The sequence below is a fragment of the Pedobacter hartonius genome, assembly GCF_900107535.1.
In the GTDB taxonomy this organism is placed as follows: Bacteria; Bacteroidota; Bacteroidia; order Sphingobacteriales; family Sphingobacteriaceae; genus Pedobacter; species Pedobacter hartonius.
In genome coordinates this window covers 187,488-200,824 of the sequence record NZ_FNRA01000004.1, presented here as the reverse complement: position 1 = coordinate 200,824, position 13,337 = coordinate 187,488, and the positions used below count along the sequence as shown (strand labels likewise).

The 13,337-nt window shown below is 42.4% G+C and carries 11 protein-coding genes; 2 read left to right on the top strand and 9 right to left on the bottom strand.

Annotated elements, in window-relative coordinates; translation table 11 throughout:
- Positions 1-127: 127 nt before the first annotated feature.
- Entirely contained in the window at positions 128-253 is a 126-nt protein-coding gene (locus tag BLW16_RS23865) for a hypothetical protein (RefSeq protein ID WP_262497157.1), read from the top strand.
- Positions 254-406: 153 nt separating this feature from the next.
- Here the strand turns inward: BLW16_RS23865 and BLW16_RS09395 are convergent, their stop codons facing one another.
- Positions 407-1,105: a hypothetical protein gene (locus tag BLW16_RS09395; RefSeq protein ID WP_090556327.1), complete on the bottom strand. Its 699-nt coding sequence runs from the start codon at positions 1,103-1,105 to the stop codon at positions 407-409.
- 53 nt (positions 1,106-1,158) lie between these two features.
- Between BLW16_RS09395 and BLW16_RS09390 the strand changes: the two genes are divergently transcribed.
- Positions 1,159-1,350 carry a hypothetical protein gene (locus BLW16_RS09390; protein WP_090556326.1) on the top strand — a complete coding sequence of 64 codons (192 nt, stop codon included), beginning with the start codon at positions 1,159-1,161 and terminating at the stop codon, positions 1,348-1,350.
- A gap of 386 nt (positions 1,351-1,736) precedes the next feature.
- Here BLW16_RS09390 and BLW16_RS09385 read toward each other — a convergent pair whose 3' ends face one another.
- The 8 genes from BLW16_RS09385 to BLW16_RS09350 all read right to left on the bottom strand — a co-directional run bounded on the left by BLW16_RS09385 (position 1,737) and on the right by BLW16_RS09350 (position 13,332).
- Positions 1,737-2,576, bottom strand: coding sequence for an alpha/beta fold hydrolase (locus tag BLW16_RS09385; protein ID WP_090556325.1), 840 nt, complete (start codon positions 2,574-2,576; stop codon positions 1,737-1,739).
- 201 nt (positions 2,577-2,777) lie between these two features.
- On the bottom strand, positions 2,778-5,624 hold the full coding sequence (locus tag BLW16_RS09380; protein WP_090556324.1) for a M16 family metallopeptidase: 2,847 nt from the start codon (positions 5,622-5,624) through the stop codon (positions 2,778-2,780).
- 81 nt (positions 5,625-5,705) lie between these two features.
- Positions 5,706-6,155, bottom strand: coding sequence for a protein-disulfide reductase DsbD domain-containing protein (locus BLW16_RS09375; RefSeq protein WP_090556323.1), 450 nt, complete (start codon positions 6,153-6,155; stop codon positions 5,706-5,708).
- A gap of 137 nt (positions 6,156-6,292) precedes the next feature.
- The gene (locus BLW16_RS09370) at positions 6,293-8,815 is read right to left on the bottom strand and encodes a zinc-dependent metalloprotease (RefSeq protein ID WP_090556322.1); all 2,523 of its coding nucleotides are present in this window, start codon (positions 8,813-8,815) and stop codon (positions 6,293-6,295) included.
- A gap of 72 nt (positions 8,816-8,887) precedes the next feature.
- The gene (locus tag BLW16_RS09365; RefSeq protein ID WP_245735195.1) at positions 8,888-9,994 is read right to left on the bottom strand and encodes a TlpA disulfide reductase family protein; all 1,107 of its coding nucleotides are present in this window, start codon (positions 9,992-9,994) and stop codon (positions 8,888-8,890) included.
- A gap of 27 nt (positions 9,995-10,021) precedes the next feature.
- A complete protein-coding gene (locus tag BLW16_RS09360; protein ID WP_245735194.1) occupies positions 10,022-11,083 on the bottom strand; it encodes a TlpA disulfide reductase family protein in 1,062 nt (353 codons plus the stop codon).
- A 154-nt stretch (positions 11,084-11,237) separates the two neighbouring features.
- Entirely contained in the window at positions 11,238-12,365 is a 1,128-nt protein-coding gene (locus tag BLW16_RS09355; protein WP_217631547.1) for a TlpA disulfide reductase family protein, read from the bottom strand.
- Between the two features lie 28 nt (positions 12,366-12,393).
- A complete protein-coding gene (locus tag BLW16_RS09350; RefSeq protein ID WP_090556318.1) occupies positions 12,394-13,332 on the bottom strand; it encodes a BT_3987 domain-containing protein in 939 nt (312 codons plus the stop codon).
- Positions 13,333-13,337 lie beyond the last annotated feature (5 nt).

Below are 13,337 nucleotides of genomic sequence, written 5' to 3'. Positions count from 1 at the left end.
AAGCTATTCTACGTATTAATGGCTGATGTGATTGAGTGTGCTTGACTTGCAGGGCGTATAGAAACGGCGGGAAATAAGAAGCATCTGGCTCCGCAGCCTAAACCGAAGTATCAACAACCTTAAAATAATGGGCCAAAATGCTGCAGCGGTTTATTATAATTTTATTTGCTCACCGAATATTAATGAAGGAATGGGGGATAAAAAAATTGAAAAGGAGAAAGCTAAACCCGCAGAAACTTTATTATTAGTATAGTTGAGTAAAATCAATTTATTCTGATTACTGATAGGACATGGCATCAATTTCGATGACCTCATCCCTAAAAGTTTGTATTTTGAGAAATCATTCCTACATATATCATATCAATTTTTATTGAATATCAGATATATAGAATAGCACGAATTAGGTTTAACAAATCAGCAACAACCTGCTCTGCCCGTATTTTTCCTTCGGTGCACGGTGAAGACAAGGAGGAACTTGACTTTCAGGATGATCCACCGCCAATCTCCATAGGTGACCGAGGCCTAAGCTTATTGGGCCTGTATTAGGTTTAGGTTGATAGTGCAGATCAAAGAAATGTTCACTTAGGAATGATTCAAAATCCTCATCTGCTCCATCATATAGTTTTTCAAGTTTAGCTCGTATTTCTGGAATAAGTACTTTCTTTGTGCCTTGTGAATTTGGCAATATTTCACTCGACTCGCCATAATAAGTGCATAAAAAGGTATCTACTGGTATAGGAGAGCGATCTACATGAAAAGAATAAACATCGGTTGGAAAAAACGGGCAGGTATCATCCCGATCATAATAGTTGATCACATTAAGCATTGGCGATGCGCCATTAGCTTCCAATACTTTCAAATCATTTAAGAGAATTTCGCGGGCAAGTTGTCCCTGTTCACTCAACTGAAGTTCAAGAAGTTCCTCTTGTTCAATTTCCGTTATATTTCCGCTTAGCTCTACCTTTTTAACAATTTCAGAAAAATCACCTGTTAGTTTGCGAGTCCAGCAGATTGCATTAATTTCTCCTCTAAATGGCGTAGAAATAAGATCTTGAAAATTCGTGACACAATGAATTTGATTCTCAGCGCAAGCTAAATCTATCATAATAACAATATAAAATCATTTGACATCAAAATTTGATATTAGTGGCCAGTTAAATGAAGACAATACTGATTGAACAACTTTTGATAAAGGTAACAACAAAGCTAACAGAAAGAGTTATGGCCGGATCAAATTTTTTATATTCTGCCACATCAACAATTGATATGAAAGTAATTATAGGAAGAACAGCAGAACAATCGGTACCTTTAAAAGCCTTGAATTCAGACGAGGCTAAATTGAAGGCTTAACTGCGCGATGGAAAACTTTGGAGTTGCAATAGCAACGAGAAACAGAAAGTAAATCCTGACTTTCATAAGTTATGCATTAGACACACATGGCATGAAACGGTTAACTGGCTTGCTGATTAACATGCTGTAAAGTAAAACAGCCGACGTACCATCTTCCGTACAGGGCCTGAAAACTCGTACAAACTACTCAAATAAAATCTACCATCGAAAAAATACACATGTTCAACGCAGAAAAAACTAATGAGATTATCTATAAGAGCAATCGACGAATAATTATTATTATTTTGCATGTGGTTGTATAAAAGGAGTAAGTTAAGATATAAATAGTACCCGGATAGTAACATCAAAAACCGGCAAGATTCACTTGCCGGCTCCCGTTATAATTATTACCTGCTAATCTGCAAAAGCAAATCGCTCACCTTATCTGGCTGGGTAAGCATCGGGCAGTGCCCCGAATCAACGGAATAAACATTCATAATACCAGCTGCACTGATCATCTTTTTTTGCAGATCAATAGTGACCGCGTGATCCTGAGTGGTCTGGATATAGTATTTCGGAACCGCTGCGAAAGACGGATTCTTTAAAATCAATTTATCTGCCTGAGCGGCAATAGGCTCAGGTCTGTTATTGTCCATAAGAAGTTTTTTAACCTGATCATTTCCATCCTGAGCAAATACCGAAACTATTTTATCATTTGCAATGCTTGCAGTAGCACCAGCGGCTGAAAACGTCAATGCCGGACCAAACAGTGAATTTGGGTCCATCATTGTCAGATCGAGTATAGATTGGTTGTTAGCCGGAACGAAACCCGCAAGGTATACAAGCTTCTCCACGCGTTCTGGGATAGTATCTGTAACTGCTGTGATGACCGCCCCCCCAAGGCTGTGACCAACCAATACAACCGGGCCATTTATAGCTGTTATTGCTTGCACGACTTTGTCGCGGTAAGTTTTGATGGAAATAGTTTTAGGGTCAGTTTGATCCTGTCCATGACCGGGCAGCTCAACTACTACTACTTTCTGACCTAATGCCTCCAGCCTGGCCTTCACAAATTGCCATGCATAGGGTGCTTGAAAAGAGCCATGAACCAAAACGAAGGTTTTTGCAGAATGACCGTTGTTGTTGTCATCTTTGGAGCAGCTGCTGAATGTTAACAGACTGGCCATTGCCATTATAACCATATGAAATAATGGCTTTGTAATTTGTTTTCTAATAAACATTTTCATTTGTGTAGAGTTATATTCTGCAAACTTCGCATGAATATAAAGGCACACTTTTCACTTAAGTTAATTTTAAATAAAAAATATCAGCTAATTACAGATCCAGCTGTAATTAAGATCCAGGCTCTAAATTAGGCATTTGCTGACGAAAGATTGATATCCCGCCGAAAAACCTGATGTTTGACCGGCGGGATAAATTTTGATTACTTATGACTTTTTATTACCATCGTTATCAAGTTCAACAAGATCAAATCCGGCTTTTAGCAGGCTTGGCCCAAACTGATCTTTATCGCCTACGATGACCATTGTCATCTGGTCAGTGTTAAGGTATTTCCTGGCAAATCCCTCTACTTCCGTTTTTGTCAGTTCCTTCAATACCCTACTCTGCTTCGTAATAAATCCTGGTTTCAGGCCATAAGTCTGAATACGGTACAAGAAAGATGCTTTCTGACCGTTTGTTTCAAAACGGAGCGCATCGCTTTGTCCGATTGAATTCTTTGTAAACAACAGTTCTTCATTTGTGATACCATTTTCGGCATAATTCTGAATGATCTTAACGAGCTCCAGCGCAGCACTATCTGTAGCGGCGGCAACAACGCCGGTCTGGGCAGTAAAAATGCCCCCGTTTTTGCCTGATGCAAAGCCAGAGCTGGCACCGTAGGTCCAGCCTTTTTCTTCTCTCAGATCAAGGTTCAGGCGACAATTAAAACCCCCGCCCAATACATAATTTGTTAACGCGAGTTTGTAATAAACGCTGTCTGTGTCATAATTGATTCCGGTATAATAACCCAGACGGATCTCTGATTGTGCTGCACGGGGAACGTTTACAAAATATATCGTTCTCCTGGGTGGAGCAGATGATGGTGGCAACGGTTTTGGAATTTCCACCTCCTTCCTTTTCCAGTCATTTAAAAAGGCAAACTTTGATTTGGTATCGGCCTCAGAAAGTTCACCTACCACTACAACTGAGCAAAGATTAGGTGCAAAGTATTGATCGTAATAAGCCTGAACGTCTGCCAGCGTGATGTTCTTTACTGTTTCCTCTTTACCATTTGTTGCGTAAACGCGAATGTTATCTTTTCCATAGATAAGCTTGCTGTAAATGCTTGTGGCAATTGTTGCAGGTTGTGTTTTGGACGTCTGAAAACCTTCTATGGTTTGCTTTTTTATACGGTCCAGCGCCTCTTCCGTAAATTTTGGATGCAACAGCCTTTCTCTGAGGATCTCCATTGTGGCATCCAGATTTTTCGTCAGTGTAGAGACAGAAAACGATGTTTCATCGCTGGAGGCACCAACCTGTATAGCACTTCCTAACATCGCGAGTTTCGAACTGATCTGCTCTGCAGTCATAGACTGCGTGTCATCATTCAGCATTTGAGCCACAATAGCGGGCAATCCCGCCTTGGAGGGAGCCTTCGCCGACAGCAGCCCGCCGCCATGAATGGAAATATTAAAAGATACTGTAGGGATCTCATTGTTGAATGAGCCAATGTATTTGATCCCATTAGCTGAGGTTGCTTCCCAATAAGGCGGAACTTTAGTCAGTGGGTTCGGGCCTGAAACAGGTACAAGCTGGCGATCAAATTTATCCAGCGGCTTTTTATATTGTAAACCCGCATAGCCATAATCCGGCGCAATATAACTGCCTTTCTGAAGTGTAAAATTATCTGCTGATGCTGTTGCAAATGAGCCACTTTTTGGCAGCACACTCAAAATAACAGCTGATTTGTTTTTGATATATTTTTTATAAACCCGCATTACATCATCCTTAGTTACCCGTCTGATTTCAGCAAGTTCTGTACCTATCTGGTTGGGGTTTCCGGTAAAGGTTTGCGCGGCTGCCAATGCACTGACTTTTCCGGAAACACTTGCGAGGCCGCCAATAAAACCTGACTCTGAACTATTTTTAAAGCGGTTCAGGTCATCATCAGACACGCCGCTCCTTTCGAATTCTGCGAAGGCTGCTTTAACTTCCTTTTGCATATCTGCCAGCGTCAGCCCGGGATAAGGCACCACCTGTATAGAAATATCACCTGAAAGTTCTGAATTATCCGAAGACATACTCGCCTGGAAGGCTTTACGACCTTTGATAAAATTTTTATAGAATACCGAATTTTTACCCTGACCAATGATCATGGAAAGCGCATCTAATGCAGCCATATCCTTATCATACATTTTTACGCCCGGAAAATTGATGCACAACAATGGCTGAGTTGCATAGTTATCCATATAGGAAATATACCGGTCTGCAGAAAGTACGGTTGCCGGTAAAACGGTCGGCCGCACTTCCGGGCCGCGGGGTATGCCGCCGAAATACTTTTCGATCCATGCAAGCGTTTGTTTTACGTTGATATCGCCGCCGATCGTAAGTGTGGCATTGTTAGGACCATACCAACGCATAAAGAAGCGTTTAAGATCATTAACGTTAACACTATTCAGGTCTTCCACGTATCCGATTGTCAGCCAGGAATAGGGATGCCCGTAAGGGTACATTGCTCTCGCAATTGTTTCATGGACCAAACCGTAGGGCTGGTTATCGTAATTCTGCCCCCGCTCATTTTTGACCGTTGAACGTTGTATCTCAAATTTTTTCTGAGTAACCGCATCCATCAAAAAGCCCATGCGGTCTGCTTCCAGCCATAACATTTTCTCCAGTTGATTGGCCGGTACCGTCTCATAATAGTTGGTGCGGTCTTGTGTGGTAGAGCCGTTGAGGCTGCCGCCGCTTTCCGACACCATTTTAAAATGATCACCGCTTTTGACATGATCAGAACCTTCAAACATCATATGCTCGAAGAAATGGGCAAAGCCGGACTTTCCGATCTCTTCGCGGGCTGATCCGACATGATAGGTAACGTCTACATGCACCATAGGATCGGAATGATCTTCCGTCAGCAATACGGTCAGCCCATTGGTGAACTGAAATTTTTGATAAGGTATCACCAGTTCATTACCTTTTTTTGTCACCTGCTCGACCAGCTTGGCCGATTGTGAATATCCCGCCAGCCTGCAACATACAAGGCCCGATATCAATAAGATTTGTTTGATTATCATCTGCTACTTATCCGAAAATTTACGCAAAGGCATAGCCATAGGGTCAGCCCCAAAGGCGTGTGACTGAGCAATTTTTATAATTTATTTTATGGCTACGCTAAATTCTTCCGTAGCGGGCGGCAGGCATTTCTCATCATTACAGGTCATGTATCCAATGGACCCTTTGACAGTTGTCTGGCCTGTCTTTAAACTGATCTTTTGCTGAAAGATGACGCTTTTTTCGAAATAACTGACCTCCATTCCAAAAACCTGTTCCATTTTAGTAATTGGTTTGGGTTCTATAGTAGTTCCCTTCAAAGTAAAGTCAGGTGATGCCAGAAACTTAATGGTTGTTTTTACGGGGCCACCTTCATTTATATGTTGTGAATAAATATGCCAACCCGCGTCCATGTCTGCTTTCAGAAAAATCACAGCTTCTTTCGGGCTGGTCTTCTTTACTGCATAACTCCAATGCACGGGTGTTAAAATCTGAGCTTCAGAAGCTCCGGCGCCTGCTACGAATAGAAATAAGATAAGAAATATACTTTTCATATTGTTGTTGTTTTGGTTAATTAGTTAATTGCTGTTCATCACTAATGCTTACTCAAGCAAAGCCGGTAATTTTTCAGGCCGTATACTAAGTTCATTAATAAACCGGGCTATTGATTTTCGCCTGCGAAAACGACCGGTCAAGACTTGGGCTGCAATGCCAAATCCAACCTTTCAGATAAATCAATAAAATGATCACGGGTCATACCAGTTGAACCATGGGATGCCTTCTTCAGTTCTGTTTTCAACATCCTGGCATGTGCTTTAGCAACGGATAATGCATCCGTATAAATACCGGTTTTGTTGCCTAACAAGTTAATGATGCTATCAACATAGGTTTTTTGCAGCTCACGGCGGTAAACAGTTACCGGCTTGTTTACAATAAGTTCAGAAAATATGCCCTTATGCAGATCGTTCAGCATCTCGACAACTGTATAAGATTTGCCAGGATAAGATTTTTCTTCACTCAGCAACAGGCTGATATGCTCACTATTCAACAGGCTGGATAACACAATTTTTTGTGTGGTGGTAACCGGAGTGAAAGTGGCCTGGCTGACGCTAAAAAGCTTGTTATCCATTAGCCAGTACGGCGTAGTAAACAATTGCTGCTGTAAAAAAACCATGGCGCGTTTTTGTTTGGCTTTGTCTACAATTGCATTTTGAGGGCCTGGCTGTTCGACAGTTTTCGGCGTTTCATAAATACCGCCTATGTTCTTTGACACATGGAACATAAAACGCGTGTATTCACCAACCAGTTCGGCGTAAGCAGCAGCAGCCCGGTTGTAGTTTTCGCCCGGTTTTTTAAGCCAGGTCATTAGGTTCGGTTCAACTCTTTTCAGGTTTTTTATACCATAAAGGCTGGCTTGCATGGCGTCATCTCCCAAATCTTCGCTTTGATTGCGGGGATCATTATTGCCTATCGGGAAATCATTGGTTATTGGATTGAGCTGGCTGCCGTAAAAATATTGCTCGCCCGAGGCGAGTTTATCAACCAGCCATTTGTTTAATATTGGTTTTTCTTCGGCCGCGGTTTTGGCATCCGGTATCAGTTTGTAGCCCCATTCAATGGCCCATTTATCGTAATCGCCTACACGTGGAAATATACCTTTTTCGCTGATGTGATCTTCGGGCTGTGCCACATAGTTAAACCTGGCATAGTCCATAATCGACGGTGTGTGCCCGTGCTCCTCCACCCAGGCTTTATTGCGCAGGTTAGCAACCGGAACAGTTGATGATGCTCCGAAGTTGTGCATAAGACCTAAAGTATGGCCTATTTCATGCGAAGAAACAAAGCGGATGAGTTGGCCCATGAGTTCGTCGTCCAGATCTGGTTTGCGCACCCGCGGATCTGTTGCGCCAGCCTGGATCCTGTACCAGTTCTGCACCAGCGTCATTACACTGTGGTGCCAGTTAATATGTGTTTCCAGTATTTCGCCCGTACGTGGGTCATTGACATTAGGCCCAGTGGCATTAGTGGTGGCTGAGGCCTTATAAACCAGCACAGAATGGCGGGCGTCATCCAAGCTCCAGGTGGTGTCATTCACCGGGGCTGCTTTGCCCATTATGGCATTTCTAAAGCCGGCTTTTTCAAAGGCTGCCTGCCAGTCATTGATCCCCTGAATGAGATAGGGCACCCATTTCGCGGGCGTAGCCGGATCAATATAAATCACGATGGGCTTTTTAGGCTCAACCAATTCTCCACGCTTGTATTTTTCCATGTCTCCCGGTTTGGGTTCCATGCGCCAGCGCAGAATGTATTTGGTTGCAGATACACCATATGGGTTAGTATCAAAATCAACATAAGCGTTGCTCAAAAAGCCAATGCGCGGATCGGCAAGCCGGGGTTTCATTAAATCGTTTGGCAGCAGCACCAGCGAATTATTAAGCTCATAACTGACCGGCGGTAATATAGCGCCAGCACTGGGCTTCGCAAAGTAAGTTTTTACCGATTTGATTTCAATATTGTTTGGAAAGGCATACATATTATTGATGTAAGAACGATCCGGAAACAATCCTCCCAAGTTATTCCGGGACGGCATACTAAACGAAAACGCGCCGTTATCGCCATTAATAAAATCGGTAACATCAATCACCGTACTGTTAGCTTCATTATGCAGCGCCTTAACCGGAAAAGTTCCTAATATGGTCTGGGAACTATTTCCTGACAGTGTTCTTGACAAGCCATTTTGAGTAGTATCATTTGAAAACTGGTCAAATATCAGCGAGCGCATGGCTACCTTGTCACCCGGAATCTTTTCAAAAGCAATAACTGCCCGCCCTGCCTCGTCACCGGCATAGCCAATTTCACTTGCAGGTTTAACTGTTCCTGCCGGGCCTTTATCCACACGTGAAACGATCAGTATATCGCGTTTCATCATCGAATCAGGTATCTCAAACAGGTACCTGTCTGCCACAACATGAACCGTTATAAAGCTTTTCATGGTTTTGGCTGTAGCCGGCACTACTTCTTTATAAGGCCTCGTGGCTGTTAGGGTTCTAACAACAGTTGGTTGTTGCACAGGGCTTTTGGTTCTTGCCGTATCACCGGCTACAGAAGCTTTAGCATTTTTTGATTTTTTTTGCGCGTGTACAGGTAAGCTGCAACACATCATTAAACCTGCAAAGGAAAGTACCGGTAAACCGATCTTTTTCAAATTTCTCATCAGAATATTTAATACTTAAGGAAATGATTGTCCGGAGGCAAATCATTTCGTGAATGAACGAACCTGATCGATTTATCTTATAAACTTTGAAAGTTGACTTAGCAAGTCCTTCCCAAGTAAATTTTTGGCTATGACCACACCGTTAGGGTCAATCAATGCATTTTGAGGTATAGCACTAATGCCAAATCTGGTAGCTAGTTCGTTTTTAAGGTCGCGCAGTTGTGTCCATGGTAATCCATCCTGATCTACAGCCTTTAACCATACCCCGTCAGTGTCATCTAAAGAGACGCCTACAATTTCAAAATTTTTATCTTTCAGCATTTTATAGGCTTTCAGCATATGAGGGTTGTCGGCACGGCAAGGCGCACACCAGCTGGCCCAAAAATCCACCAACACGTATTTTCCTTTTAGTGATGACAGTTTAAACTCATTACCCTTATCATCCGTTTGTGTGAAATCCACTGTCTTACCGATCGATAACAACACGGCCTTTTCATAAGTTGCTACTAGTTTTTGCCCGATAAAGCTGGCCAAAACTCTCTTAGTAAGCGGTTTGTAGAAAGGATCAAATACTTTTGGATCAATAAGCACAGCCTTTTCACCGCCCACTAGCAAGTCAAGGCTCACATAAGAATCCGGGTGACTCAACATAAAGGCATCTTTAGCTGCTTCAAGCTGGTCATGTACCGGCCTGGCTTCTGCCTGTATCTTTTTTACCTCAACCGTATCTTTCTCCTGTGCGTAATATACCTTCATAAAACGCTCAGTTATTTCTTTATACTGCGCAAGCAGTTTCCCGGTTTGGGCCATGTACAACAGATAGTCGGTTTGAGCTTGTCCACCTGTAATTTTAGCAGTTGTTATGCTATCGGTACCAACAACATTGTATTTCCCTTTCTCCAAATAAAAAGCCTGCTCGTCTGACTGGCGGCGGCGATCAACGCCATCCTTTTTAACCGGTACCAGGGAAAGTTTGGACATATTGCCAAACGCAGTTTCACCCGTCAAGGTGAACGTTCCATTTTTAACGGCTGCGGTATCGCTTTTAGCTTTACCCTGGCTATTTTTATAGCTCAGTACAACTATCCTGTCGCTGTCCGCTGCAGGAAGCTTTCCTGTTATTTCAAATTTATCCTGCGCCTGTACCATAAAAGGTACTGCACACAGTATAGTTAACATTATTTTTTTCATGCTATTAATGTTGTCTTATTTAATCAATGCTGCTAATTTCGCCGGGAGATCCTCGCCCCGAAGATTTGCCGCGATGATCACACCTTCAGGATTAATCAATAGGTTTTGCGGTATTGCCGTAATATCTAATTTTGCTGCTAAACCGTCTCTTACCAGCATCCCTTTAAGGTCCGATACCTGTAACCACGGAAGTTTATCTGCTTTTACAGCTCCTTCCCAGCTGGCTCTCGTATCATCAAATGATACGCTTACGATTTCAAGATTCCTGTCCTTCAGCTGCTGATATGCTTTTATAACATTAGGGTTTTCCGCCCTGCACCAGTAACACCAGCTTGCCCAAAAATCCAGAAGTACATATTTACCGCGTAATGAGGTAATGTTAAAAACTTTGCCGTCAAAGTCAGTCTGCGTAAAATCGATGATCTTTACACCCAGGCCACGCCTTTCGGCCGATATAATTCTATCTATCGCCAGTTTACCCAATGCAGATGACTGCAATTGAGGAGAGAATTTATAGAACAACGGACTTACCTCTGCAGAATTAAAGTGACCATTAAGAATAAAATTGTTAAACGTATACAAAGCCATGAACGAATTCGGGTGCGTTTCTATAAACTTTAACTCGATATTCCTGATCTGTGCTACATAACTTTGTATGCTATCTCCTGCGTTTTTTTTCTCGGCAGCCGTTTTGTTGACAGGTTTATGGTCATCCCGTGAAAATTCATTCTGTATTTTCGTGATTTTAATCGTAAAGGGCGTGGTTAATGCGCTTAACTCACGGTCTTCTTTGTCGGATACTGACCCGCTGACCACGGCATTTTTTATCGAATCTTTAGCGGTAAATGTGATGTTGGAATTTTCGAGATAAAAAGGCAAATCATCTCTTTTGCCAGATGATCTTTGGATGGCGATAAAAGCGGTCTGAGGTTCATCAACTTTTCCTGTAAACCGGAATTTTCCATTCTTAATTACCACAGAATCCGTTTCTTTCCATCTTTTGTCATGTAAAGTAACAAGATAGGCTTTGGCTGGTACGTTTAACGCAGCGAATTTTCCGGTTATAGTATAACCCATTTGAGCCATAAGGGTTAACGGCAAGCAAAAAGTAACAAATGATAGCGTAGTTATTATAAATTTTTTCATTGTTTATATTTTGGTGTGTGTAAGTAGTATTGCAACATAAGTTCTAATGAATTCTGTTGCAATACTGTTACAGTTTAGATGTTGTTTAATTCGGCAATATTTCCGCTAATTTTTTTTCAAGTTCTTCACCCCGAAGGTTTTTGGCGACGATTTTCCCGTCCGGTGCGATAAGGAAATTCGCTGGTATGGCGTTTACGCCGTACAGGACGGCAGCTTTGCTTTTAAAGCCTGCTAAGTCTGATACCTGTGTCCAGGGCATACCGTCCTGTTTCACAGCATGCAACCACGCTTTTCTGCCATCTTCATCGTCCAATGACACACCAAGGATGGTAAAGTCCTTACTTTTGTATTTGTTGTAAGCTTTCAGAAGATTTGGATTCTCTGCACGGCAGGGTTTACACCAGGAAGCCCAGAAATCCAAAAGCACATATTTGCCCCGGAAGTCCGACAGCTTTACCGGTTTTCCTGTAGTGTCATTTTGCACAAAATCCATGGCAACTACTCCCGTATTTGTTTTTTTGCCTGTTTCGATCGCTGCTGCCAGTTTTTTGCCTGGATATGACTCCCTTAGCATGGAAGAAAACCTTGCAAACCTGGTTTCTGCGGTGTCAGGGTTAAAGTTATAACCAAGCTCAGCTTCGCTAAAAACGCGAAGGGAGATGAAAGAATCAGGATGACTGTCAATAAATTTCCGGGTTACTTTGTCATAGCCGGCCTGGGAAGAACGTATAGGTGCACCAAGGGACTTGGCCAATGCTGTATCTTTCTTTTGTTCAGGAGTCCAGCTGTTATAAACCCGCATGACAGAGTCAGCAATCCTGCGATAAGGTTTTTGCCATGCACGTAACTCCACATCGTCATCGTTCGTTTTGGAACCTTTGACTACAGCTTTATACAGGGAATCTTGCGAGTTGATGGTGATATTGCTATTTTCCAGATAAAAAGCTAATTCATCACCAGCGGCGGATTCTTTTGCACCCTGCCGTTTTACGGAAATCACCGCACCAACGGGGTTACTCAATGTTCCTTTGAAACTGAACTCTCCTTTTTTCAACATTACAGAATCCTTTACTGGTTTACCCTGGTGATAATAATCAAGGAAAACCATAGACGGCATAGCTTTGGAGCCAATTTTTCCCGCGACCAGAAAACTATTCTGGGCATGCAAGCCAATTGGAAGCAGGCTTAAACCGGCGAGTAGGAATTTCATCATTTTCATATCTATTATTTTGTTTCAATTTTTAAGGCATGAGGGATATATCACTAATAAATATCGCAGAGTAAATACCGGAATATTTAACAGAAGCCAGGGAGGTAAACCGGAGATACCTGGCTGTGGTCAGACCTGTATTCAGGGTTTGCGTATTGTTGGAAATATTTCCCTGGAATATTCCTTTGTTTACCCAGGCGATCCCGTCCATGCTCGTTTCAATTTGTATGGATGTTGGATAACCGCCAAGGGAAGGATAGTTCAACAGCGTTGGCAATGAATAATTTACAGCAGAAAAAGTAATATTCCTGTTAAAATTGATGGATACCCATTGCGGCATAACTCCGGTGATATTGCTTGTCCAATAGGTTGCTTTTTTATCATCATCCAGCAGGTTCTGTGCTCTAAATGTATTAAAGATTGAAGACACGCCGGCAATCGTCCAGCCAGCCTTACTGATCACAGGTGATGCTCCGGTCTTAAAAACATAATAAAGTACAGTGGGTGACGCCGCACCTTCAACTTTACCATCTACTGATTGGATGACGATCGGCAGAACATACGTAGTAAGCTCTGTCAGTTTGCTTTGCAAAACGATGTTCAGCTGCGCTTGCTCCGATGAGGATGCGCCTGCGGCTATTTGCGTCAGGGGTTTATAAAAAAGATACGAACCAGATGGCAATAGTTGAGCCTGACCATATTTTGTCCGGTATGTATTGATTCTGGATGTATCAACGGCAAAATTCACCCAATGGTCATTAGCGGAAGTGCCGCCGGATAAGGATGCTTTGAATTTGACAACAATGATGGAATCTTTTTTTATGGATAGCGGTATTTGTACCGTATCCTTACCGGCAGACACATCAAAAGTGACGCTGCTATCAGATAGTGCATCGACACCATTTTTCTTAGAGCACGCGGTAAACAAGAGCATCAGCATGCATATGATGACTAAATAAGTTTTATTCATGATTT

What these genes read in the sequence shown, in the direction of transcription:
- BLW16_RS23865 (WP_262497157.1), top strand. Translation starts at nt 128, where the DNA reads ATGGGCCAAAATGCTGCAGCGGTTTATTATAATTTTATTTGCTCACCG.
- BLW16_RS09395 (WP_090556327.1), bottom strand. Translation starts at nt 1,105, where the DNA reads ATGATAGATTTAGCTTGCGCTGAGAATCAAATTCATTGTGTCACGAAT.
- BLW16_RS09390 (WP_090556326.1), top strand. Translation starts at nt 1,159, where the DNA reads ATGAAGACAATACTGATTGAACAACTTTTGATAAAGGTAACAACAAAG.
- BLW16_RS09385 (WP_090556325.1), bottom strand. Translation starts at nt 2,576, where the DNA reads ATGAAAATGTTTATTAGAAAACAAATTACAAAGCCATTATTTCATATG.
- BLW16_RS09380 (WP_090556324.1), bottom strand. Translation starts at nt 5,624, where the DNA reads ATGATAATCAAACAAATCTTATTGATATCGGGCCTTGTATGTTGCAGG.
- BLW16_RS09375 (WP_090556323.1), bottom strand. Translation starts at nt 6,155, where the DNA reads ATGAAAAGTATATTTCTTATCTTATTTCTATTCGTAGCAGGCGCCGGA.
- BLW16_RS09370 (WP_090556322.1), bottom strand. Translation starts at nt 8,815, where the DNA reads ATGAGAAATTTGAAAAAGATCGGTTTACCGGTACTTTCCTTTGCAGGT.
- BLW16_RS09365 (WP_245735195.1), bottom strand. Translation starts at nt 9,994, where the DNA reads ATGTTAACTATACTGTGTGCAGTACCTTTTATGGTACAGGCGCAGGAT.
- BLW16_RS09360 (WP_245735194.1), bottom strand. Translation starts at nt 11,083, where the DNA reads ATGGGTTATACTATAACCGGAAAATTCGCTGCGTTAAACGTACCAGCC.
- BLW16_RS09355 (WP_217631547.1), bottom strand. Translation starts at nt 12,365, where the DNA reads ATGATGAAATTCCTACTCGCCGGTTTAAGCCTGCTTCCAATTGGCTTG.
- BLW16_RS09350 (WP_090556318.1), bottom strand. Translation starts at nt 13,332, where the DNA reads ATGAATAAAACTTATTTAGTCATCATATGCATGCTGATGCTCTTGTTT.